Origin of the sequence: Streptomyces spinosisporus (assembly GCF_022698145.1) — a bacterium.
Taxonomy (GTDB): domain Bacteria; phylum Actinomycetota; class Actinomycetes; order Streptomycetales; family Streptomycetaceae; genus Streptomyces; species Streptomyces spinosisporus.
The window spans coordinates 632,956-655,919 of record NZ_JALDAX010000003.1; the positions used below are offsets into that span (position 1 = coordinate 632,956).

The 22,964-nt window shown below is 69.7% G+C and carries 28 protein-coding genes; 22 read left to right on the top strand and 6 right to left on the bottom strand.

The window, feature by feature from the left end:
- From MQN93_RS11215 to MQN93_RS43910, 16 genes are all read left to right on the top strand, one after another.
- Complete coding sequence (locus MQN93_RS11215) at positions 1-684, top strand: hypothetical protein (RefSeq protein WP_242709362.1); 684 nt, start codon at positions 1-3, stop codon at positions 682-684.
- Positions 681-998, top strand: a complete 318-nt coding sequence (locus tag MQN93_RS11220) for a hypothetical protein (RefSeq protein WP_242709363.1) — start codon at positions 681-683, stop codon at positions 996-998. The genes MQN93_RS11215 and MQN93_RS11220 overlap by 4 nt, the downstream gene beginning before the upstream one ends.
- A 12-nt stretch (positions 999-1,010) precedes the next feature.
- Positions 1,011-1,361, top strand: coding sequence for a minor capsid protein (locus MQN93_RS11225; protein WP_242709364.1), 351 nt, complete (start codon positions 1,011-1,013; stop codon positions 1,359-1,361).
- A complete protein-coding gene (locus tag MQN93_RS11230; protein ID WP_242709365.1) occupies positions 1,358-1,798 on the top strand; it encodes a minor capsid protein in 441 nt (146 codons plus the stop codon). Before MQN93_RS11225 ends, MQN93_RS11230 begins: the two co-directional genes overlap by 4 nt.
- 13 nt (positions 1,799-1,811) lie before the next feature.
- Positions 1,812-2,291, top strand: a complete 480-nt coding sequence (locus MQN93_RS11235; RefSeq protein ID WP_242709366.1) for a phage tail tube protein — start codon at positions 1,812-1,814, stop codon at positions 2,289-2,291.
- On the top strand, positions 2,291-2,812 hold the full coding sequence (locus MQN93_RS11240; RefSeq protein WP_242709367.1) for a DUF7426 family protein: 522 nt from the start codon (positions 2,291-2,293) through the stop codon (positions 2,810-2,812). The genes MQN93_RS11235 and MQN93_RS11240 overlap by 1 nt, the downstream gene beginning before the upstream one ends.
- Positions 2,813-3,028: 216 nt before the next feature.
- Complete coding sequence (locus MQN93_RS11245) at positions 3,029-5,452, top strand: phage tail tape measure protein (protein ID WP_242709368.1); 2,424 nt, start codon at positions 3,029-3,031, stop codon at positions 5,450-5,452.
- A 6-nt stretch (positions 5,453-5,458) separates the two neighbouring features.
- Positions 5,459-8,200: a hypothetical protein gene (locus MQN93_RS11250; protein ID WP_242709369.1), complete on the top strand. Its 2,742-nt coding sequence runs from the start codon at positions 5,459-5,461 to the stop codon at positions 8,198-8,200.
- A 9-nt stretch (positions 8,201-8,209) separates the two neighbouring features.
- Positions 8,210-8,617: a hypothetical protein gene (locus MQN93_RS11255; protein WP_242709370.1), complete on the top strand. Its 408-nt coding sequence runs from the start codon at positions 8,210-8,212 to the stop codon at positions 8,615-8,617.
- 63 nt (positions 8,618-8,680) lie between these two features.
- Positions 8,681-9,217 (top strand): hypothetical protein, encoded by a 537-nt coding sequence (locus tag MQN93_RS11260; RefSeq protein WP_242709371.1) that lies wholly within the window; start codon positions 8,681-8,683, stop codon positions 9,215-9,217.
- Positions 9,214-10,317, top strand: coding sequence for a peptidoglycan-binding protein (locus tag MQN93_RS11265; protein ID WP_242709372.1), 1,104 nt, complete (start codon positions 9,214-9,216; stop codon positions 10,315-10,317). Before MQN93_RS11260 ends, MQN93_RS11265 begins: the two co-directional genes overlap by 4 nt.
- A 15-nt stretch (positions 10,318-10,332) precedes the next feature.
- The gene (locus tag MQN93_RS11270) at positions 10,333-10,560 is read left to right on the top strand and encodes a hypothetical protein (protein ID WP_242709373.1); all 228 of its coding nucleotides are present in this window, start codon (positions 10,333-10,335) and stop codon (positions 10,558-10,560) included.
- Between the two features lie 406 nt (positions 10,561-10,966).
- The gene (locus MQN93_RS11280) at positions 10,967-11,218 is read left to right on the top strand and encodes a hypothetical protein (RefSeq protein ID WP_242709374.1); all 252 of its coding nucleotides are present in this window, start codon (positions 10,967-10,969) and stop codon (positions 11,216-11,218) included.
- Positions 11,205-11,699, top strand: a complete 495-nt coding sequence (locus MQN93_RS11285; RefSeq protein WP_242709375.1) for a DUF6879 family protein — start codon at positions 11,205-11,207, stop codon at positions 11,697-11,699. The genes MQN93_RS11280 and MQN93_RS11285 overlap by 14 nt, the downstream gene beginning before the upstream one ends.
- 9 nt (positions 11,700-11,708) lie before the next feature.
- Positions 11,709-12,560 (top strand): helix-turn-helix domain-containing protein, encoded by an 852-nt coding sequence (locus tag MQN93_RS11290; protein WP_242709376.1) that lies wholly within the window; start codon positions 11,709-11,711, stop codon positions 12,558-12,560.
- Between the two features lie 219 nt (positions 12,561-12,779).
- Positions 12,780-12,905 (top strand): hypothetical protein, encoded by a 126-nt coding sequence (locus tag MQN93_RS43910; RefSeq protein WP_278190571.1) that lies wholly within the window; start codon positions 12,780-12,782, stop codon positions 12,903-12,905.
- 420 nt (positions 12,906-13,325) lie between these two features.
- Here MQN93_RS43910 and MQN93_RS11295 read toward each other — a convergent pair whose 3' ends face one another.
- Complete coding sequence (locus MQN93_RS11295; protein ID WP_242709377.1) at positions 13,326-13,562, bottom strand: helix-turn-helix domain-containing protein; 237 nt, start codon at positions 13,560-13,562, stop codon at positions 13,326-13,328.
- Between the two features lie 379 nt (positions 13,563-13,941).
- Here MQN93_RS11295 and MQN93_RS11300 point away from each other — a divergent pair, with 379 nt between their 5' ends.
- The gene (locus MQN93_RS11300; RefSeq protein WP_016435726.1) at positions 13,942-14,250 is read left to right on the top strand and encodes a hypothetical protein; all 309 of its coding nucleotides are present in this window, start codon (positions 13,942-13,944) and stop codon (positions 14,248-14,250) included.
- Between the two features lie 58 nt (positions 14,251-14,308).
- On the opposite strand, the gene MQN93_RS11305 is transcribed toward MQN93_RS11300, so the two are convergent.
- Entirely contained in the window at positions 14,309-15,499 is a 1,191-nt protein-coding gene (locus MQN93_RS11305) for a winged helix DNA-binding domain-containing protein (RefSeq protein WP_242709378.1), read from the bottom strand.
- Between the two features lie 380 nt (positions 15,500-15,879).
- A complete protein-coding gene (locus MQN93_RS11310; RefSeq protein ID WP_234024435.1) occupies positions 15,880-16,116 on the bottom strand; it encodes a hypothetical protein in 237 nt (78 codons plus the stop codon).
- 141 nt (positions 16,117-16,257) lie between these two features.
- On the opposite strand from MQN93_RS11310, the gene MQN93_RS11315 reads away from it, so the two are divergent.
- The 5 genes from MQN93_RS11315 to MQN93_RS11335 all read left to right on the top strand — a co-directional run bounded on the left by MQN93_RS11315 (position 16,258) and on the right by MQN93_RS11335 (position 20,967).
- Positions 16,258-16,857 carry a chemotaxis protein CheB gene (locus MQN93_RS11315; RefSeq protein ID WP_242709379.1) on the top strand — a complete coding sequence of 200 codons (600 nt, stop codon included), beginning with the start codon at positions 16,258-16,260 and terminating at the stop codon, positions 16,855-16,857.
- A gap of 19 nt (positions 16,858-16,876) precedes the next feature.
- Positions 16,877-18,745, top strand: coding sequence for a CheR family methyltransferase (locus MQN93_RS11320; protein WP_242709380.1), 1,869 nt, complete (start codon positions 16,877-16,879; stop codon positions 18,743-18,745).
- Positions 18,746-18,771: 26 nt separating this feature from the next.
- A complete protein-coding gene (locus MQN93_RS11325) occupies positions 18,772-19,635 on the top strand; it encodes an ANTAR domain-containing protein (RefSeq protein ID WP_242709381.1) in 864 nt (287 codons plus the stop codon).
- 81 nt (positions 19,636-19,716) lie between these two features.
- Entirely contained in the window at positions 19,717-20,448 is a 732-nt protein-coding gene (locus MQN93_RS11330) for an ANTAR domain-containing response regulator (protein WP_242709382.1), read from the top strand.
- A gap of 216 nt (positions 20,449-20,664) precedes the next feature.
- Positions 20,665-20,967 carry a hypothetical protein gene (locus MQN93_RS11335; protein ID WP_242709383.1) on the top strand — a complete coding sequence of 101 codons (303 nt, stop codon included), beginning with the start codon at positions 20,665-20,667 and terminating at the stop codon, positions 20,965-20,967.
- A 28-nt stretch (positions 20,968-20,995) separates the two neighbouring features.
- On the opposite strand, the gene pspAB is transcribed toward MQN93_RS11335, so the two are convergent.
- From pspAB to MQN93_RS11350, 3 genes are all read right to left on the bottom strand, one after another.
- Complete coding sequence (gene pspAB / locus MQN93_RS11340; protein ID WP_016435733.1) at positions 20,996-21,580, bottom strand: PspA-associated protein PspAB; 585 nt, start codon at positions 21,578-21,580, stop codon at positions 20,996-20,998.
- 3 nt (positions 21,581-21,583) lie between these two features.
- Positions 21,584-22,501 carry a zinc metalloprotease HtpX gene (htpX, locus tag MQN93_RS11345; RefSeq protein WP_037782922.1) on the bottom strand — a complete coding sequence of 306 codons (918 nt, stop codon included), beginning with the start codon at positions 22,499-22,501 and terminating at the stop codon, positions 21,584-21,586.
- A gap of 112 nt (positions 22,502-22,613) precedes the next feature.
- Positions 22,614-22,877: an SCO2583/SCO2584 N-terminal domain-containing protein gene (locus MQN93_RS11350; RefSeq protein ID WP_242709384.1), complete on the bottom strand. Its 264-nt coding sequence runs from the start codon at positions 22,875-22,877 to the stop codon at positions 22,614-22,616.
- Positions 22,878-22,964: the final 87 nt, after the last annotated feature.

A 22,964-nucleotide genomic window follows, 5' to 3' on the forward strand; every position in this document is an offset into this window, starting at 1 on the left:
ATGCCCGACGTGGGAGACAAGGTCACCGCGAGCCTGGCAGTGTCCCCGCACGCCGGGGACACGCAGGCCTCGCTCACCGTGACCGCCCCCGACGGCACCACGTCCACACCGTCCGTCTCAACGGCGGACGGCGGCGCCACATGGACGGCACCACTCACGTACACCGCGGCGGGCGTCTGGCTGCTGCACTGGGTGGTGACCGGCACTGGCGCCTCGGCGGAGAACCAGCAGGTATCGGTGGCGCCGACCCCGGGCGCGGGCGCGACCGGGCGCGTATACGCGACGACAACGGACCTGGCGAACTACCTGCGGGCCGCACCCCCGACAGGCGCTGCGGGCCTCCTGGCGGACGCTACGCGGATGCTGGAGGCGCGCCTCCTGGCGTTCTGCCGGTACGACGTGGACGACGACGGCATGCCCACCGACGAAGCCGTTGCGGCCGCGATCGCCCGGGCCGTCTGCGCGCAGGTCGCCTGGTGGGACGAGGTCGGCGACAGCCGCGGCGCGGTCGGTGCCGGCTATGACAGCGTGTCGATCGGATCCGTCAGTCTCGGCCGCTCTGGCACGGGTGTCTCAGGCGACGACTCCGCGGCCCGCCAGATCGCCCCGCAGGTCATGGACGAACTCCGCGCCCCGGACCTCCACGACAAGTTGTTCATTGGCGCGCTGGCGGTGCCCTGGTGAGCAAGATCCCGGGCTGGCTGCTGCGCCACCAGATCACGATCGAGCCGTACTTGGGCGAGTCGAGCACCGGCCCCCGGTATGGGCCTGCGGTCACGGTGCGCGCCTTCGTCGACCAGCAGACCCGGGCCGTCCGGTCGGCGGGCGGTGAGGAGACCACCTCGTCATCCACGGCCTACGCGGCCCCGGAAACTGTGGCGCCGGCGCTGTCCCGGGTGACGCTGCCCGACGGCCGGAAGACCACGGTCATCGCCGCTCTGCCGCGCGACGGCGGAGGCCTGCCGACACCCGACCACCTGGAGATCCAACTCCAGTAGCTGGGAGGCCCGATGGCAGCGAACTTCCGGCTGACCTTCCACGGGCCGCAGGTGCAGCGGGAGATGCGGGCGGGTGCCGCGCGCGGCCTGCTGCTGGGTGCGGAGTTCGTGCTCGCTCAGTCCACCGAGGTCGTGCCGCTCGATGAGGGGCCGCTGCAGGACTCGGGCGAGACCTCCGTGGACGAGGGCACGTTGCAGGCCGCGGTCTCCTACAACACCCCGTACGCCGTACGCCAGCACGAGGAGCTGGACTACCGGCACGCCCCGGGCCGCACCGCGAAGTACCTGGAAGGGCCGCTCAACGCGTCCCGAGACGACGTGCTCCGGATCATCGCGGCGCAGATGCGGAGGGCCCTGAGATGAGCGGCGAGACACACGACGTCGACCTCCTGCGAGGTGTGGCCGAGCTCCTCGCCGCGGAGGACGTCGGAACCTACGACGAGGCGGGAGTCCTGCCTGCCGACGGGACGGGGATCGTTCTCGGCCGCGTGCCAGACGGCCCGGACCGGGCGATCGGGCTGACCCCGTATCCGGTGTCCGACGACGACTCCACGGACGCCGTGACGGGCGTGCAGGCGCGCCTACGCGCAGGCACGAACCCGACGGCCGTGGTGCAGCTGGCGAACGACATCTTCAACGTCCTGCACAACCGCCAGAACTGGCAGGCGCACGGCGTGCAGGTCGAGATCTCGTGGCGCAACTCCCAAGCCTGGATCGGCCAGGACACGACCGGCCGCATGGAGATCAGCGCGAACTACTACTTCCGGACGGTCAGGTCCGGAGCCCACCTGATCGACTGAAAGGGAAACGGTCATGACGACTCCGGTCACCGACGAGACCGAGCTCGCACGGGAATGGCGACTTGAGATCAACATGGGTACGGACGAGGCCCCGGACTGGCAGCTCTGCCCCGGGGTGCGCGAGTTCCAGCCCAGCAGCGAGCCGAACATCGAGGACGCCTCCGACTACGACTCCGACGGCTGGGCGTCGAACGAGAAGACCGCCCAGAGTTGGGAGCTGGCGGTCACGATCCGCCGCAAGGCGAACAAGACCTCCAAGGTCTACTCGCCGGTCCACGAGGCGATCAGGCTGGCGCACTTCGCGTACGGCGACGCGAACAAGGTGCACCTGCGGTACATGAACCGCAACGGTCTGCCCGAGGCGTACGAGGGCAAGGCGATCCCGACGTGGGCGCCGTCCGGCGGCGAGTACACGGCGCTCGGAGAGACGGAGATCACCTTCACCGGTGACGGGCCGCTCACGCCGATCGACAACCCGCTCGCGGGTAGCTGATGGCGGCAAAGTTCCAGGCGCTCGACGACTTCCTTGATGACTGGCTGGAGCTGCCGGCCAAGTGCAAGGACGGGCAGACCCGCACGCTCAAGATCCCGTCCCCGGCTGCTGAGGACGGGCTGCGCGTCGAGGCGATCACCAAGGCCGCGGCCCGCCTCTACCTCGACGGCACCGAGCCGGACCAGGAGCTGCTCGACAACGACGAAGAGAAGGACCTGTTCAAACTGGTCCTCGGCTCCGTCCACGACGAGATCGCCGCACAGCTCTCATGGGCCCGCTTCCGGCACGTCGCCCTGACCACCATGGTGTGGGTACTCCAGGACCGCGACCGCGCCGCGGCGTACTGGGAATCCGGTGGCGACCCTTCTCTCCTCGCCCCGAACCGGGCGGCCCGTCGGCAGCCGAAGTCAGCGCCATCGGCGTCGGCTGCGGCGAGCGGGACCCGGTCACGGGGCTCTACGAGTGGTACGAGGGCGGGCTCCCGCCGGCGTCGCAAGCCCGGTCCAAAGGCAAGCGGGTAAGCCGCCACGACCTGCTGGAGCAGTGGTCGCTGGTAGAGGCGGACTTCCAGGACACCTACGGCCTCGACCTGTCCACACCCGGCCTCATGCGGGAGCGGTCGTGGCGCTGGTTCTGCACCCGCCTCTACGGCCTCGTCTCTGCCGAGTCCCGTATCAGCCGGCACTTCGCACCTCCCCCACCGAAGCAGCCCCGCACACCCCGGAGGAGGTAGCGCCGTGGCGCTCACCGTCGGCGAACTCAATGCCCTCATCACCATCGACGACAGGGCGGTAGACCCGGGCCTGCGGCGTACCGAGCAGGCCATGCGGGCGACCGGGCAGCGCCTCGGATCGGACGCGCAGCAGGCCGGGCAGAACGCTGGGCAGCAGCTCGGTGGGAACTTCGTGCGGGGCGCGGACGGTCAGTGGCGGCAGCTCGGCGGCGGCTTGGTCGACGCCGTCACCCAGGCCCGCCTCGAAGCTGAGCGTGAGGCGCACATCGCTGGGGCGCGCATTGCTGCGGGCCTGACCGACGACCTGGACGACGGGCTCACCGCGGGCGCCCGCCGTGCGGGCGGCGATGCTGGGGATGCGCTCGGCGACGGCCTGGGGGACAGCGCCCAGGGCGAGGGTGAGGAGACGGCCGGGCGGCTGGAGCAGGGCCTGGGGAAGCTGAAGCTGGCGGCGGCCGGGATCGGCGCGGCCGCGGGCGCGCTGCTGATCGACAGTCTCAGCCAGGCGATGGAGCAGGGCCAGATCACGGGCCGTCTGGCGGCTCAGCTCGGCGCCACCCCGGCCGAAGCGCAGAAGTATGGGCACATCGCGGGCAACCTGTACGCGAACGCGGTGACGGAAGACTTCCAGGGCGCGGCCGATGCGATCAGCGCCGTGATGCGCGCTGGCATCGCACCTCCAGATGCGACTGAGGCGCAGCTGCAGTCGATCGCTACGAAGGTGTCCGACTTGTCGAACACCTTCGATCTGGACCTGGGACAGACCGCGAACGCTGTCGGCCAGATGATCAAGACGGGTCTGGCGAAGGACGGCGTCCAGGCGGTCGACGCGCTCACCGCAGGCCTGCAGCGGATGGGCCCCCGGGCGGACGACATTGCGGACACGTTCAACGAGTACTCGACGCAATTCCGGCAGATGGGCCTGGACGCCACCACGGCGACGGGCCTGCTCAGCCAAGGCATGAAGGCGGGCGCGCGCGATACCGACGTCGTCGCCGACGCGCTGAAGGAGTTCGTCCTGATCGCCCAGGGCGGCAAGGTCGACTCGGCCTTCAAGGCGATCGGCCTCAACGGCAAGGAGATGCAAAAGACCTTCGTCCAGGGCGGCCCTCCGGCACGGAAGGCTCTGGATCAGGTCTTCGACGGATTGCGGAAGATCAAGGATCCGGCGAAGCGGAACTCTGTCGCCCTCCAGTTGTTCGCCACCAAGAGCGAGGACACTCAGAAGGCGCTGCTGGCTCTCGACCCGTCGAGTGCGGCGGATGCTCTGGGCACGGTGGGCGGCTCGGCCGACAAGATGGGCGACCGGCTGCGCGACAACGCGGGCACTCGCCTGGAGGCCTTCAAGCGGGGCATGCAGCAGAACCTTGTGGAGTTCCTCGGGACCAAGGTCATCCCGAAGTTGACCGACCTGTTCGACTTCGTTTCAGAGCACTCCACAGCTTTCAAGACGGCCGCGCTCTTCGTAGGCATCCTCGGCACCGCGTTCAGCATTGCAGCCATCGGGGTGTGGGCTTTCAACAGCGCGATGCTCGCCAACCCGGTGTTCTGGATCGTCGCGGGCATCATCGTCGCGGTGGCCGGCCTGGTCCTGCTGGTCATCACCTACTGGGACCAGATCAAGGCGGCGACCCTGACGGCCTGGGACTGGATCTCAGGGAAGGTCTCCGGCGCGATCGACCTTGTGCTTCTGGTCGTCGGCTACCTGTCCAAGATCCCCGGCATGGTCTCGGGCTTCTTCTCCTCGATGGTGAGGAAGGTCGCTGACATCGTCGTGACCTGGCTCGGCTGGGTGCGCGGTATCCCGGGCAAGGTGGCGGGCGCGCTCGCGGCGATGGCCGGCTTCCTGAAGTCGAAGGCCGTCGAGGCCTTCAACGCCTTCCGGAGCTCGGCGTCGGCGAAGGTGACGTCGTTGATCAGCTGGGCGCGTGGCATTCCGGGCCGGGTGAGCGGGGCGATCGGCGCCGTGAAGAACCTGCTCTACAGCAAGGGCCGGGACATTGTGCTCGGTCTGTGGAACGGGATCGTCGGCATGGGCAGTTGGCTCCGCTCCAAGTTGATCGGCTGGGCGAAGGCGATCATCCCGGGGCCTGTCGCGAAGGCGCTGGGTATCGGCTCGCCCTCGAAGGTGATGGCCAAGCAGGTCGGTCACTGGATCCCGGCCGGTATCGCGAAGGGCGCGGAGGACAACGCGGGCGTGATCGAGGACACCATGCAGTCGCTGGTGGACGTCCCGACCCCGTCCGCCTCGATGGCGCTGGGCGTCAGCTCGGCGATGGGCGGTGGGACTGCCGGCCACACCGCGATGGCGCCGAAGGTCGTGAGGATCGGATCCGACGGCTCCGCGTTCGGCGACCTGCTGATCGACACGCTCCGCAAGAAGATGGCCGCACTCGGCGGCGACGTTCAGTTCGTGCTCGGGAAGTGAGGCGCAGTGGCGTTCCCTCAAGAACCCCTCGGCCTGCGCGGCAGGCTCCGGCTGGGATCGGACCTGCAAGACATCACGGCGGACCTCTACACCCGCGATGCGATCACTCACAAGCGCGGGCGCGCGTACCGAGCGAACGCGGCTGACCCAGCCAGCTGCTCCGCCACGATCAAGAACAGGGACGGTCGGTACAGCGAGCGGAATCCGGAGGGCCCCTACTACGGGCTGATCGGCCGGAACACCCCCTTCCAGTTCGACCTGCCGGGCGGGCCGGACGTCTACCTCGCCCTGAAGGGCGGCACCGACCGGGCCACCACCCCCGACGCCGCGGCGCTCGACATCACCGGCAGCATCGACATCCGGTTCGAGATCCAGATCGACAACCTGCCGCAGGCCAACGGTGTGATCCTGGGCGGGAAGTGGCTGGTCACCGGAAGCCAGCGGTCATGGCTGATGCTGATCGGCGCGCAGGGTGAACTGATCCTTCGCTACTCGCCTGACGGCACCTCGCAGCCTCAGTTCGGCTCGACGGAAGCGATCTCGGATACCGCACTGCGCGGCCGCATCGCGGTGCGTTCCACCCGCGATGCCTCCAACGGGCAGATCACCCATTACACAGCGCCGAGCATCGACGGCCCGTGGACACAGCTCGGTTTGGCCTCCGCTGCGGGCGCCGGCTCGACCATCTTCAGCTCGGCCTCGCCGCTGGCCGTCGGCGACATCGACACGGTGACCGCGTTCGTCCGCCCCGAGGGCAAGATCTTCGCGTTCCAGCTGCGCAACGGCATCGACGGGACGGTGGTCGCGGACGTCGACTTCACCGCGCAGACCGTCGGCGCAAGTAGCTTCACCGACGACACGGGGCTGACGTGGACGCTCGCCGGGGACGCCGAGCTCAGCGACCGCGTGACGCGCTTCGCCGGCGAAATCCCCGAGTGGCCCCCGAAGTGGTCGCCGTCAGAAGCGGACGCGTGGACGCCGATCGAAGCCGCAGGCATCCTGCGGCGCATGGGCCAGGGGCAGAAGAGCCTTGCTTCGACGCTGCGCCGGAAGATCCCCACCGTCTCCAACCTCCTGGCGTACTGGCCCATGGAGGAAGGCAAGGACGCCTCCCAGGCCTCCTCGCCCATCGCAGGCGTCGGGCCTCTGAAGCTGGCCCCGGCGAACTGGGCGAACGTTGACACCCTGGCCTCCTCATCGCCTCTGCCGACCATCGATTCCTCTGGCAGCGCGGCGTGCCTGCTCAGCGGGAGCGTGCCAAGACCGGCCTCGACTCCGCTGTCCAGCTGGCTGGTGCAGTACATGTATCGCCTCGACACGGTGAACACGACAGTCCGCACCTTCCTGCGGATCCGGTCCACCGGCACCATCTCCGACTGGTACATCCAGATGGGAAGCGGTATCTCTCGCATCATCGGCAGGGACAGCGACGGCAACGCAGTGTTCACCGGCGAGACCGGCATCGGTACCGACCTGTGGGGGCAGTGGATCGCCGTCCAGTTCCAGGTCAGCCAGAGCGGTTCCTCGGTCAACTGGCAGATCGTATGGACCGACGTGGGTGGCGATGCAGGCGCCGGCTCAGGTTCGTTCTCTGGCACGATCGGCTATCCCACGGGGGTGGCGTCTCCGCCGGACGGTTACGCCTCTGACATCGACGGCCTGGCGCTCGGCCACATTTCCGTGTGGTCGGTGTGGGATTCCGTCACCGTATCCGCCTACGCGGGAGCGGTAGATGCATGGGCGGGCGAGACCGCAGGCGAGCGGATGCAGCGGCTGTGCGCCGAGGAGAACGTCCCGCTGACCATCGTGGGTGATCCCTCGGACACCGAGCTCGTGGGACCGCAGCGGCCGAAGGCGCTGCTCGACCTGTTGCGCGAGTGCGCGGATGCAGACGGCGGGATCTTCGGGGAGCTGCGAGAGCGACGCGAGCTGGTGTACCGCACCCGACTCAGCCTCTACAACCAGGACCCGAAGCTGACCCTCGACTACGCCCAGAAGCAGATGGCGCCGCCGTTCGAGCCGGTCGAGGACGACCAGATCCGCAACGACTGGACTGTCACCCGGGACGGAGGGAGCAGCGGCTACGCCACCCTGACCGAGGGACGGCTGTCGGTGCAGGATCCGCCGGACGGCATCGGCCTGTACGACGACTCGACGACGCTCAACCTGTTCAGCGACGACCAGACCAGCGACGCGGCTGGATGGCAGCTGCACCTCACCTCGTGGGATGAGGCTCGGTATCCGTCGGTGACGCTGCAGTTGCATCGGCACCCGGCTTTCATCCCGGCCGTGTTGTCGCTGGACGTCGGCGACAAGATCCGCATCGAGAACCTGCCGAAGAAGTTCGCGGGCGGGGGCGCGGTTGAGCTGCTGATCGACGGGTGGACGGAGACCATGCTCCCACGGAAGTGGGAGATCACGTTCAACTGCAGTCCCGCTGGGCCGTACACGGTAGCCATCGCCGACGATGAGGTGCTCGGGATCGCCGACTCGGGTGCGAGCACGTTGGCGGCGGCTGCGGATGAGGACGACACGGCGCTCTCTGTGGCTGTCTCAGATGGCTTGCCGTGGGTGTACGAAGTCGACTTCGACATCCTCGTCGGGGGTGAGGTGATGACGGTTACCGGGATCTCTGGCGCTTCGTCGCCGCAGACGTTCACCGTGGCCCGCTCGGTCAACGGGGTCGTCAAGGAGCAGGCGTCGGGGAGCGTAGTGCGGCTGGCGCAACAGGCAATCACGGGCCGGTAGGAGGATCTGGTGACGACTTGGCAACCCGGCATGGTGATCACTGCCGCGCGGCTTAACGACGGTCTCGACCCGACGGAGATCACGACTGGCGTGACTGCGGCTACGAACTACAGCGTCAGCCAGTTCGTGGCACGGAGGGTCGGCGATGAGGTCTACGTGAATCTGCTCATCACCAAGACGGGAGGGACTCTCGCGGCTGACAGCAACACAGAGAACATCGTTGGTGATCCGACTATCGCCACCTTGCCGGCCGGCTGGTGGCCGAGCGAAGCGGTCGGAGCGGCGTGGGACAACGGAATCGTCAACGGGCAGTGCGTGATCTCTACCTCGGGCACGGTCGATCTGAGAACGATCAGTTATAACCAGTCCGTTGCGAACAGCACGAACATCCGGGTCACGGCCTCATACACCCTCTGACCTCACTTTCTCGTCAGCCCCGTGCCACCCGGCTCGGGGCTCTTCTATGTCCTGGAGGTCCTCATGGCTGCCGAGCTTCACCCTGCCGTTGCGCAGATGCTGGGCAACTTCCGCTACGACCACCTGCCCGCCAACCTCCAGGAGGTGAGCCGGCCGTTCCACGACCTCGCGCACCAGCTGGCGGAGACGCTCACTGGGCCGGAGGTGACGAAGGGCCTCGACGCTCTCTGGGCTGCGAAGAACTGGGCTGTGCTCGCGGCGAGCACGGCGGCCCTCGGAGGAGCGGCCCCGCCGGCGCCCGCGGTCGGTGACGTCGTCCTGTACCGGGTCACCGCGGACGAGGCCGAGGCCACCAACCGGCGCCGCCAGGACTTCCAGAACAACGGCCCGGGAGACGACCACACGGGCTTCATCGCCCACTTCGGCAACTGGGTCCAGGAGGGCGACCTCCTCCCGGCCGTCGTCGTCCAGGTCCACGCCGAGAGCACCGTGACATGCAATCTGCAGGTGCTGCTGGACGGCAACGACACGCTCTGGGCGACCTCGCGCGCCGAGGGCACGGCCGCTGGCCAGTGGTCGCGGAAGGGGGCGACCCGATGAGGCTCGTCACGCGCGCGGTGTGGGGCGCCCGGCCGTCGAAGTACTCGCTGGTCTACATCGGCGCCACGAGCGGCGTGAAGATCCACTACGAGGGCGCGTACGTCCCGAAGTCTCTCGCGGCCGCCGACGCGCACAGTGCCTGCGCTGGCCATATGCGCGACATCCAGGCCTCTCACCTCGCCAACACGGCCGAGGACTACAGCGACATCGCGTACAACGCTGTCGTCTGCCCGCACGGGTACGTCTTTGAGGGCCGCGGGCTGCACCGCAAGACCGGCGCCAACGGCAACCAGACGCTCAACGCGAAGGACTACGCGGTGTGCGCCATGGTCGGCTCGTCCGGCCTCGTGCAGCCGACGGACGCCCTCCTCGGCGGACTGGTCGACGCGATCGACTGGCTCCGCAACGGCGGCTCGGCCGGCCCGGAGGTCCTCGGTCACCGGGACGGCTACGCCACCGCGTGCCCGGGCGACCCCCTGTATGCGTGGGTGCGCGCGGGCGCGCACCGCCCGGACGGGAGCAGCCCCCAGGGCGGCACCAGCGGCACGGCATCGGGCAGCTCGATCGCCCGCTACCAGGTCGAGATCAACGGCCTGAAGTACGGCTACGGGGCGACCGGGTCGCACATCACGAAGGTCGGCCAGACTCTCGTCGCGAAGGGCTTCGGCAAGCACTACAAGGTGGGGCCGGGCCCGGAGTGGACCGACGCCGACACCCGGAACTATCAGGACTTCCAGCTGTCCCTCGGCTACAAGGGGACGGCCCCGCACCAGGACGCCGACGGCGTGCCAGGCGAGGTCAGCCTCCACCAGCTGTTGGGCAGCCTGCCCGGCAAGACAACGTCCTCGAGCGTGCCGCCGTTCCCGGGGCGCAGTGCGTTCGTCCTCGGCAAGTCCAACCCGGCTGTCTCGACGCTTGACCGAGGCCTGGTCCGGAAGGGCTACACCCGTCACAACGACGGCAACGGCTACCAGCCCGGGCCGCGCTTCACCGAGTACACCCGCGAGAACGTGCGCGACTTCCAGCGCGCGACTCCCGCCCTGGCCGGGGACGCCTACGGCTACCCGGGGCCGCTCACCTGGCGGCTCCTCCTCTCCTGAAAGTGAGGGATCACCGTGCTGGATTCGACGAAGCGCACCATCCGGACGGGCGTGCAGACCACTGTGGGCGTGGCCGTGATGCTGCCTCAGATCGTGGACGCGTCGGGCGTGCCCGAGTCGCTGCCGTGGGTCGCTGGCTCGCTCGCCGTCGCTGCCGGACTGGCCCGCGTGATGGCGCTGCCCGGGGTTCAGGCGCTGCTGCCATCGTGGCTGCGCACGGACGTCGCGGCGAGCCGCGAGTGACGCCCCCGGAATCCACCTCGATCGCGCTTGAGCTGGCCGAGCTGAGACGCACGATGGAGGTGGGGTTCACCGAGCAGCGTGGCCAGCTTGCCCTCCTGGTGCAGCGCGGCGAGCAGACGGATAAGAAGCTGGACGAGCACGAGTCGAGGTTGGACGCTCTGGAGCGGAACCGATGGCCGTTGCCGGCCGTCGCTGCGATGACTGGGGTGGGAGCGCTAGTCGTGTCGGCCTGGCAGGCTCTCGGCAAGTAACAAGATGATCATTGCCCCCTTCCGCCTGCGGGCGGGAGGGGGCCTTTCATCATGCCCAGACGTGGTCACGAGGGGTGACGCCGTCTTGACGGCTGATCTGCCATGCGACCACGGTGTGTTGCACCAATGTGCAACAGCCAGCGGAGGAGACCGCCATGCGCCTTAAGTTCCTCGGCATCATCCCGAACACGCCCAACGTCGACAGTCCGACGATCTGGCTCGACGAGGACACGGGGGACCTGTTCATCCAGTCCTACAAGGCCACGGAGGCCGAGGTGAAAGCGTGCGCGGAGATCGGCTCCATCCCCGGCCATTCCACCGACGTGCCGGACCACGAGACGATCATTCGGCTGCCCGCAGTGATGCGGCAGTTCCTGCCCCGTGAGGCTGACCGTGAGCTTTCCTGACCGCCTCCGCGAGACCGAGCGCACGGCGTTCCACCTGGAGATGCGCGACAGCTACACCCCGACCGACCCGACGTACCTGGCCTGGAAGCGGGGCGAACAGCCTGATTTCCAGGCCGTGTTCCAGCCGTGGGCGGACCTCGTGCGCGAGGCAACCAGTCGCGGCGTCACCATGCGGCGAGCTCGCATCGTGTCCGAACCCGTCACCGACTACATCAAGTTCGAGCACGCCACCACGACCATGAACCTCGACGCCGGCGAAGAGGTGCGGTGGCTGCCCCGCCGCCGTGCCTCCGATATCGCCCTGCCCGGCAACGACTTCTGGATCCTCGACGGCCAGCTCGTACGGTTCGGGCACTTCTCCGGGGACGGCGAGGTCCTCGGCGAGGAGTGGACGGAGGAGCCCGTGGTCGCCGGCCTGTGCGCCGCCGCGTTCGTCGCCGTCTGGGAACGCGCTATCCCGCACGAGGACTTCAAGGTCTGACCCAGCACCATGCCCGCGTCACCGTCGTCCAGCGCCGAAGCAGCGCGCCAGGCCCTCGCCGCCCGGCTGCGGGACCTGCGCCTGGACGCTGAGTTGACGGTGCGCGGGCTCGCCGAGCGGACCGGCTTCAGCCACTCCAAGGTGTCGCGGATCGAGACGGTGCGGACGAGGCCGGCCCCGGAGGATGTGCGCGCGTGGGCGCGCGCGTGCGGCGTGCAGGACCAGGCCGACGAGCTCGTCGCCGCGCTGCGTGCGGTCGACGGCATGTGGGTGGAGTGGTCCCGCATGGAGCGGGCCGGGCTGAAGGCGGCGCAGGAGTCCGTGCGGCCGCTGTACGAGCGCACGCACGCGCACCGCGTGTACGACGGCTGGCTCATCCCCGGCCTGTTGCAGACGATGGCCTACACGCGGGCGATCCTGCACGCCACACGCCGGCGCCGCGGCCTGGTCGACGACGTGGAGGCCGCGGTCGCCGAGCGCATGGACCGTCAGCACGTCCTGTACGAGGGGCCGCGCACGTTCGCGTTCGTGCTGGAGGAGTCCGTGCTTCGTAACGGCGTGGGCGGCCGGGAGGTGATGCGGGAGCAGCTGCGGCATCTGCTGGTGGTGGGCTTCCTGCCGAACGTGTCGCTGGGCATCGTGCCCATGCAGCCGGACCGCTCGGTGCAGCGGCCGGTTGAGGACTTCTGGATCTTCGACAGTTCGCAGGTGGCGGTGGAGCTGGTCTCCGGCTACCTGACGATCACGCAGCCCCGCGAGATCACGATGTACGCGCGCGTGTTCCAGGAGCTGCACCAGCTGGCGGTCCACGGGGACACGGCCCGCTGCCTGATCCGCGAGGCGATCACAGCGCTCGGATGAATCGGTGCACCAACGTGCACCACGCTGGAGCCGCGCGTCGCCCCATCCATACGGTCAGTAACAGAAAACCCCGGCGACCGCTGACACGGTCCCGGGCTTGGCCGACTGGATGGAGTCGACATGGCCGAGACTACGCAGACCTCGCCTCCGACGGAAAGCCCCACAGCGTCCGCGCAGTTAGTCCCGCGGTCGTGGGCGTATTGCGCGTGGCACAAGGGGATGAGCGACACCGCCCGTCTCGTCCAGATCGAGGACGCTGGCTCCAATGTGGGTGTGCGGCGCCTCTTCGCGTGCGAGTCCTGCCGCGACGTGCACCACCTGGTCCCCGTCGCCGACCAGCCGTGAGACTCCCGGCCGCCCAGGACCTGACGCGGGCGCAGTACTCCGGATGGGCGTGCGTGTTCTGCCGCGTGCGTCTCAGCAAGGGCGCCGTGTCCGCCGGCCGCGCTGAGGGGCGCTGCGGTGCCCACGACTTGAGCGTCGAGGTGTTCGCCTGCCCGAGCTGCGCGCCGCTCGTCGCCCGCCCCGTCAAGACAGGAGCCGACTCGTGAGGAAGTCTTCCCTGCCCCGTGTGCCGAACGGCCACCGCTACTGCTGGGCTGAACACTCGGGCACGCACGTGCATTGCACCCAGCCGATCGGTCACGCTGGGCAGCACTGGCATCCGTACACGAAGACCAGCTGGTGACCTCCGCTGGAGCCTGTCGCCGATGGGGCCGGTAGCGGTGGACGCGGGCCGCTTCCGTCCCCGCGGGGGCGGCCCGTTCAGCGGACGAGGTCGGCGAGCGGTACGCCTATGGCGTCAGCGATGCGGATCAGGGTGTCGAGCTTGGGTGAGGAGTGGCCTTGCTCGATCCGGCTGTAGCTGGCGACGTCGATGCCGGAACGGCCGCACACGTCCTGTTGGGTGAGGTTGTGGTGCTCGCGTACGCGGCGGATCTGCTCCCCGACCTGGCGGCGGCGGGTGAGGACCCGTTCGTCGGGTGGGGTGGGACGTGGCACCCGTCCACGCTCCCGACGCCATGATCAAAAGGGATTAGGGTTGACCCTAATTTGTCTGATCATGGTTGCGCGGGTAGATACATGCATGGCGCACCTTGCGCCCTCGGTCGCCCGTCCCGTCGAGGTCTCCGGAAGAGTCTCGGCGGGGCGGGTTTCTTCATGCCCGCGCGGGCCTGGTGTTCGATTGCCGCCGTCTCACACATTTCTCACGGACCTGATGTGACACGGCGGCAAGTTCCTGCTTCACCAGGGCATTTGCTGGACGTGCTGGACACCCTGGATGTCAGTACCGAGGGATAAACTAGAAGCAGTGTTCGAGGGAGTCGCCGGGGGTGGAACAGCCTCCGTCGAACGCCCTGACCGCGACAGGAGGATGCCTGTGCCCGCTGCCGCACTGAAGCCGATGCCGACGCAGTCCACAGCCAAGCGCGCCGTACTGCTCGACCTGCCCTACGACCCGGTGGAGAAGCGGCCGTTGCCGCCGGGGCGTCCGCGCGAGTGGTACATCACGCACAACCGCCGCCTCAAGGCGATGCGGCTCGCGATCGCCCTGCTCGACCTGGGCATCTACATGCCCAACCAGGCCCGCAACGAGACGATACGCAACACCGCCGAGATCATCGGCGTCCATCCGCCGTCCGACACGACCTGCCACATGGTGCGGGCCCTGATGCGGTACACGCGGTGAGCGGAGCGCCGGGTGCCCTCTCTCCCCTTCGGGGGCACCCGGCGCCTCCGCCGCGCCCCTACCCCGCCAACTCCCGCTCCAACGGCGTCCGAAAGCGCGGTGTCACCCTCGTCGCGCCCACCCACCCCTGCAGCCGCCGGGCCTCCTCGGCGATCGCGGCCTCCGCCTCCCGGCCCACCCCGCCGGGGACCAGGACGCGCCACGCGATCTCGCCGTCCGGCCGCTGGGCCCAGCCGCCCACCACCCGGCCGTCCCACCACACCGTCGGTCCCACGTTCCCGCTGCCGTCGAACAGCGGCGGCCGCAGCTCCGGCGCGAGATACCAGTCGCGGTCGCGCCACCCCATCGCCGTCGGATCCAGCCCGGGCAGCAGCGCCGCCCACGGCTCGACGGGCGCGTCCGCCGGCCCGACGTCACCCTCGACGACGTAGCCCGTGCCCTCGTCCAGCTCCACCGCCTGCGCGCCGATCGAGGCGAGCGCGCGCCGGACGTCGGTCACCTTCCAGCCCGTCCACCACTTCAGATCGCTCTCCGTGGCCGGGCCGCACACCGCGAGCCAGCGGCCGAGCAGCACCGCCTGCGCCTCGGCGACGTCCAGCTCGGGATGCGGCGGAGCCACGGCCCAGCGGAACTGGCTGGACGTCCACGACCCGAGCGGACGCCCCCGTACGACCTTCCCCTCCACGCCCAGCACCCTCAGCAGCCGGGTGGAGACGGTGTGCACGCCCTCGTAGCTCTTCCCGGCCGCGTACACGAACTGTTCCCTCAACCGTGGTTCGTCCTCGGCGAGTTCGGCCGCCGTCGCCTGCCCGCGCCGCACCAGTGCCGCCAGCGCCGACTCCTCGACCTCCTTCAGCCAGGCCGCGTCCGGCGCCCCGGCCTTCGCCATGTCCTTCAGCAGCGCGGCCCGCTCCCGGGCGGCGACCGCGAGACCGGTCGAGGCGTGCACGACGGCGGTGAGGTCGGTGGGGAACACGAACACCGTGTGCCGCATGCCGTGCATCCGGACCAGCGAACGGTCGCCGTACAGCGCGCGCTCCGTCTCCGCCACGGTCACCCCCGGATCCGTGAGCCGCGCGCCCACGGCCAGATGCACCGTGGCCGGATCCGTACCGTGCAGCGCGACCAACGACCCGGCCACCTCCTCGGGCCTCCCCGCCCGCGCGCCCCTGGCAAGCCGCTGCCGCACCCCCAACCGCCCCCGCCGCTCCGCAACCCCGATATACCGCACCCAGCCACTCCTCCCCATAGACCACCCGCACCCCCATCCTGCCGAACCCCACTGACAACACACCTCCACCGTCCCGGCCCGAGCCGGGCGGACGTGCGCGGACACGCCGCCAACTGGCGCGGAGCGCCCCGCCGACCTGCGCGGGTACGCCCGGCTATGCGGCACCGCCCGCGCCCGGAGCCTGCGCCACCGAATTGCCGCGCCCGTCATGCGCGCACCCTCGCACCCGCGTTCACGGGACGATCCCGGCGGACCTGCGCGGACACACCCGGCCGTGCGGCCCCGCCCGCTCCGGCGACCGCATCGCGATCGTCGCTGGAGTCGAACGCGCCGCCCCCGCCTGTACGCCCGCGCCGCCGGATCGCCGCGTCCGTCATGCGCGCATCCCGCGCCCGCGTTCACGGGACGATCCGGGCCGACCTGCGCGGGTACGCCCGGCCGACCTTCACGGATGCGCCTGGCCGTGCGGGCACCGCCTTGGCCCCCGCCCGCTCCGGTGACCACATCCCGATCGCCGCCTGCCCGGGCGGCGCCGACACCATCGAGCAGGCCGTCGCCGACTTCGTCCTGCGCCGCGCGGCCCCCACGACCGCGGACCAGGCCACAGCCGCCCCGAACACTGCCGACCAGACCACCGCCCCCCGACCACTGCGGACCGTACGAGCCCTGGCGCAGGCGATCGCCGCCCGCTGTGCCCATAGCCCCGTCAGGCATGTGAATGGGGCACCCTCGTCGCGGCGTCCGCTCGGAGGGGTGGTGCGGCCTAGTGTGGCCGTGTGCAGCCCACCGAACCCGCGTCCGATCGCTTCGACGTCGTTGCCGTCGCCTCCTCCGCCGGCGGTATCCACGGCCTCGCCACCGTGCTCGGGGCACTTGACGCCGAGCTGCCGGTGCCGGTTCTGGTCGTCCAGCACCTCGACCCCCGCCATCGCACGGTGATCGCGGATGTTCTGCGTCGGCGTACGAAGATGGGGGTGAAGCTTGCCGAGGACCATGAGCGGACCAGCCCCGGCACCGTCTACATCGCCCCGCCGGACCGGCATCTGCTCGTCCGCCCCGGAGGCCTGCTCACCCTCACCGACAGTGAGCTGGTCCACTTCGTCCGCCCCTCCGCCGACCTGCTGTTCGAGTCGGTCGCGGGGGCCTACGGGCCGCAGGCCATCGCGTGCGTACTGACCGGTACGGGCCGCGACGGTGCCATGGGCGTGAGCGCGGTCAAGTCGCGTGGCGGCACCGTCATCGTCCAGGATCCGCAGAGCGCGGAATTCAGCGGCATGCCGGACGCCGCCGTGGGTACGGGCATGGTGGACTTCGTGCTACCTCTTGAGGAGATCGCCGCGGTGATCCGTGGTCTGGTCGAGGCCAAGCGGCAGTAGCAGAGAAGTGGCGGCATTGATGGTTGACGGACAGCCGGGCGTGGAGACCGACGAGGAGCTGGAGGAGCTCCTCCGGTTCCTGCGTGACGCCCGGGGCTTCGACTTCACCGGGTACAAGCGCTCCTCGCTGGGCCGCCGTATCCGCAAACGCATGAGCGATGCCCAGGTGTCGACGTACACCGACTACCGCGACCGCCTGGAGACGAACGCCGATGAGTTCGACGCGCTGTTCAACAGCATCCTGATCAACGTCACCTCCGTCTTCCGCGACCCCGAGGCCTGGACCTTCCTCCAGCGCGAGGTCCTGCCCGAGCTGCTCGCGCGCAGCAACGGCGAGGAGGAGATCCGGGTGTGGAGCGCGGGCTGCTCCAGCGGCGAAGAGGCCTACTCACTGGCGATCATGTTCGCCGAGGCCCTGGGGATCGACGAGGCCCTGGAACGCGTCAAGATCTACGGCACGGACATCGACGACGAGGCGCTGCGCGACGCCCGCAGCGGCCTGTATCCGGCCAAGGTGCTCGAACCGCTCGCCCCCGAGCTGCGCGACAAGTACTTCGAGCAGAACGGCGCCCGGTTCGCGTTCCGCTCCGACCTGCGGCGCAGGGTGATCTTCGGCCGTCACGACATCACCCGCGACGCACCGATCTCCCGTCTCGACCTGCTGGTGTGCCGCAACACCCTGATGTACTTCAACGTCGAGGCGCAGACCCAGATCATCGACCGCTTCCACTTCGCGCTGCGCGAGGGCGGCTTCCTCTTCCTGGGCAAGGCGGAGATGCTGCTCAACGACGCCGAGCGGTTCGAAGTGATGAGCATGCGGCAGCGGGTGTTCCGGCGCCGCCCGGGCGAGGCCACGCCGCCCTACCAGCCCGTTCCGGTGAAGATCAGGGCCGGCCTGACCGGCGAACTGCACAGCGCCGCCCGCCACCGTCAGCTGCGCGACCTCATCCTCGACGCCGCGCCCGGCGCCGCCCTCGCCGTCGACGCCGACGGGCAGGTCCTGCTCATCAACAACCACGCGCGCGTGGAGTTCGGCCTCACCTCCAACGACATCGGCCGTCCCTTCCAGGACCTGGAGATCTCCTACCGCCCCGTCGAACTGCGGTCCCTGATCGAACAGGCCAACCACGAGCGGCGCACCCTGCGGGTCAACGGCGCCGAACGCCGGGTCGCCGACGGCCTGCAGTACTTCGACATCCTCATCCAGCCCCTGACCGGCCCCGACGGCACGGTGTCCGCCACCCACATCACCTTCACGGACGTCACGGTCTCCACGCAGCTCAAGTCCGAGATCAAACGCGTCCGCGAAGACCTCGAGACGGCGTACGAGGAACTCCAGTCCACCAACGAGGAGCTGGAGACGACCAACGAGGAACTCCAGTCGAGCATCGAGGAGCTGGAGACGACCAACGAGGAACTGCAGTCGACCAACGAGGAGTTGGAGACGACGAACGAGGAACTCCAGTCCGGGAACGAGGAACTGGAGACCATGAACGAGGAGATGCGGGTCCGCACCGAGGAGCTGGACGAGGCCCGCACCTTCCTGGAGGCCGTGCTGACCTCCATCGCCGCCGGCGTCGTCGTCCTCGACCAGGGCATGAACGTCAAGAGCTGGAACCGCGGCGCCGTGGACCTGTGGGGCCTGCGCCCCGACGAGGTCATCGACCAGTCCTTCTACGGCCTCGACTTCGGACTGCCCACGGAGAAGCTGCGCGAGACCATCCAGCTGTGCGTCGACACCGGCAGGCGGGGAGAGCCGGTGCCCGTGCCGTCCATCAACCGTCTCGGCAGGTCGATCGTCTGCATGGTGCAGTGCAGCCCCTTCGACGGCCACAACGGCGGGGTCGTGCTGCTCATGGAGGAAGGCCGGGCGAACAGCTCCGAGTGAGAGAACCGCGAGCGTAGTATTCCGCTATGGCCACCGGAGGCGCGGCTTCGGACCTCATCGCTTCCGCGGAGCGGAAGGCCGCTCTCGCACGCGCCCGCGCGGCGCACGAGACCGCGAGCGCCGAGCGACACGAGCTGCTCGCCGGCCAGGCCCGCACCGAAGCACTCAAGAACATGCATCTGCGCATCGCCGGGGTCCACCGGGCGACCGCGGCCTGCCACCTGACCGCCGCCCGGCTCCAGGACGACTACGTGGACCGGCTCACCGGCTGGGCACATCAGCGCGGTACACCGAAACCCCTGTTCATGTCCGGGGTCGCGGCGGCCTGCGGCACCGGCAGCGCCTCCGTCACGCTGGTCGGAGCGAGCCTGGAACAGCTGGCCCTGGCCGCCTCCGACGAACCCTCCCGCGCCGCGCAGGAGCTGGAGTTCCTGCTCGGCGAGGGCCCGTCCCGGGACGCCACCAGCGAGGCGCGTCCGGTGACGGCGGCCGGCGCGGCACTGCGCGAACGCTGGCCCGGATACGGCTCGGCGCTCGCGGACCTCGGCATAGACGCGGTGGCCGCCGTACCGCTCAGCCTTTCCGGACGGTGCGTGGGCGCCCTCGCGGTCTTCGACCCCGTACAAGGGGTCGCCGACGCCGACACGTTCGGCGAAGTGGCCGAAGCACTCACCCGAAGCATGCTTCTGAGCCCGGACGGCGATCCCGGCCTGTACGGTGCCATCGACGCATATGCCCAGGTTCATCAGGCCGCGGGCATGCTCTCCGAGCATCTCGGCTGCCCGGTGGGCGACGCCCTGGAGCTGATCAAGGCGCGTGCGTTTGCCGAGAGCGACTCCGCTCACTCGGTCGCGGAGCGCATCATCCGGGGTGAACTCCGGCTCGGCTGAGGTGGGGGAGAGTTCGGTATGGGACCAAGAGGACTGGACACTGCCGTGGCCGATGGGCGACAGGTGAAGGGGAGCCATCCGATGACCACGATCTTCCCGCCGCCGCAGAGGCTGGCGGAGGCGTTCGTCGACCTGGCCGCGAGCCCGGTCACCGCGGCCTCCGACCCCACCGGGCTGCTCGCCTGCCTCGCCCTGCACGGAAGCGAGCTGCTCGGTGACTGCGCCGCAGTCGTGCTGTACGCGCCCGACAAGAGCGGCCGCGTCGAGGTGGCCGGCGTCGGGGAGGACCTGATGCGCCTGGCGCACAGCGCGGTCGGCTGGGGCGAGGGGCCGGGGCAGGACGCCTTCGGCGGCCGTCCCGTCGCGGACACCGCTCTCGACGGCGGCCTGGCCCGCAGCAAGTGGCCGCGCTTCTCGGCCCGGGCCCTGGAGCTCGGCTACGGCCGCGTCGCCGCCCTGCCCCTGCGCGTCGGACAGGAAGCGTCGGGTGCCCTCGTACTGCTGGAACCCGGCAGCACACCACTGCTGCCCCAGCTGCTGGCCCTGGGCCAGTCGCTGGCCGACGCCGCCGGCTGGGTCCTGGAGCGCAACCGGCAGCTGATCGAGACCCGTGCCCTGGCCGACCAGCTGGAGCACGCCCTGGTCAGCCGCGTCGTCATCGAACAGGCCAAGGGCACCCTCGCGGCCCGGCACGCCATCTCGGTCGACGAGGCCTTCCGCGTCCTGCGCGCCCACGCCCGCTCCAACCGCCGCCGCCTGTCGGACGTGGCCCGGGAGGTCGTGGACCGCACACTGGACCTGCCGACCGGGTAGCCCACGCCCCGAAAACGGGATGCACGTCGAGTGACGGTCTCCCTACGCTGGACAGGCGCGGCGGAGCTGCCCACCTCCTCTTTCCGCAGGACAGGCATCACCTTGCGGACTCAGGGCTACTCTCTACGCACCGACGGACGGCCGCCCTTCCCCCAGCGCCCCGTCGGGACAGCAATCCGACACCGCTCGTACTCACCCACGCCCACGGAGGCCCGGATGGGCACCATCGTCATAGCCGGGACCGTCGTCCTGGTGCTCTTAGGATTCGGAAACCACGTCTGGTGGCTGGCCGCGGTCGCCGTTCTCTTCCTGTACACGCAGTACGGACGCAGCGGTTCCGCGGGCTCCGCCTCGCGCAGCTCCTCGTCCTCGTCCTCGGGGGGATCCTCGGCGGGTTCGATGCCCGGCACCTACCAGGCCTACCGCAAGCGCCGTGACCAGCAGGCCAAGTGGGAGCGCCGCTACCGCCGCGAACGCCCCCTGGAGTCACGCCGGCAGGCACGCGAGAAGAGCAAGTAGCAGAAGGGCGAGCAGAAGCAAGGCTCACCTACAGGCCGGGGGCGCCCCACACAGGGAACCACCGGCTCAGATCCTGCTCCATCCGCAGGTCGTCGCCGAGCGCCGCCTTCACCTGCAGTTCCAGTGCGTTGTCGCGTCGCTGCCCCGCACCGGGCAGCGGCGCGAACGGGTAGAACGTGCCGCGCTTGTAGAGGTAGACCAGCGCCAGGCTTCTGCCCCCCTCGGCCCTGAACCCGGCCAGCGAGCACAGCAGTTGCGGCCCGAAGCCGTTCACCTCCATCGAGCTGTTCACCGCGTGCAGATCGTTGACCAGCGCCGAGAGCTGGTCCGGGGAGCGGCGGGAGACCAGCCAGGAGTAGCCGTACTCGTCCTTGCCGAGCTCCACCGGGGGTCCGTCCCGGTCCGCGTCGGCGTCCAGCAGGGCCTGGACCTCGCGGTGGGTCTGTTCGAAGGCCGAGCCCTCGACCGTGGCGAAGCACACCGCGCCGGTGCCGGTCGGCGTGAAACCGGCCGCGGCCTGAAGGGTCACGGCCGCCGACGGCAGCGCGAAGAGCCGGTCCAGGTCGGGCAGGGCCGGTTTGGTGCGGCCGAGCAGGATGTCCAGCAGGCCCATGCATCACGCCTTTCCGGGAGCGGGCGCCTCACCCAGCTCGGCGGAGATCCGTCCCAGCTGGTCGAGCCGCTGCTGCAGGGACGGGTGGGTGGAGAAGTACCGCTCGATGCCGGGCTCCTTGCCGGTGGCGGGTGTGAAGTAGAAGGCGTTGAAGGCCTGCGCGGTCCGCAGGTCCTTGGTGGGGATCCGCGCGATCTCGCCGGAGACCTTGGTCAGGGCGGAGGCCAGCGCCGAGGGCCGCCCGGTGAGCAGCGCCGCGGCCCGGTCGGCGGCCAGTTCGCGGTACCGCGACAGGGCCCTGATCAGCAGGAAGCTGATCGCGTACACGGCCGCCGACACCCCCATCACGGCGGCGAAGATCACCGCGGTGTTCTGGTCCCGGCGCCCTCCGCCGAACAGCTGCGAGTAGAAGGCGAACCGCACGATCAGGCCCGCGATCACACCGAGGAAGGACGCGATGGTGATCACGGCGACGTCCTTGTGCGCGACATGCGACAGCTCGTGCGCGAGCACGCCCTCCAGCTCGGCGGGCTCCAGCCGCCGCAGCAGTCCCGTGGTCACGCAGACGACGGCGTGGTCGGGGTTGCGCCCGGTGGCGAACGCGTTGGGCATGTCCATCTCGGACACGGCCACCACCGGCTTGGGCATGTCGGCGATCGCGCACAGCCGGTCGACCACCGCGTGTAGCTCGGGGTACTCCTCGCGCTCCACGACCCGCCCGCGCATGGCGAACATCGCGATCCGGTCGGAGAACCAGAACTGTGCGACGAACAGCGCCGCCATCAGCACCACGACGAGCAGCCACGACTTCAGCAAAACGATCAGCGCGGCCACGAACGCCACGTACAGCAACCCGAGCAGGAACATCGTGACCGTCATCCGCACGGTCAGCCGCCGGTCGCTCCGGAAGCGACTCTGCATCTGCATCACCCCGCAGTCAGGCACTCGCCCCACTGCCAGTGTGCACCCGCCCTCTCCCATGAAGCGGTCCCGATCAGCCCTAGGAGCTGTAAAGGGTCCGGGCGGGTCGGGCCTAGTACGGAGCGCGGAACTGCGCGTACCCCAGGACCAGGATGATCGCGGCGATGCTGCCCAGCACGATCGCCGTGGAGACCCAGGGGGAGCGGCGCCGGCCGACATGGTCGGGGTCGGCGCGGAAGGGCTGCGGCTCGGGCGGGTTCGCCTTCCAGCGCGCGGCCAGCATCCGCGCCCGCGCCGAGGGCTCCTTGTGCTCGGCGCCGTCGGCCCACCTCAGGTCGAACTCGCGCTCCTGGTCGTCGTGGTCGTGCTCGGGCATCCTGTCCACCCCCGTGTCGTCCCATCGGCAGAATAGAACATACGCCCGTGCCCCCGCTGTCGTTACGACGGCGGGGGCACGGGCACT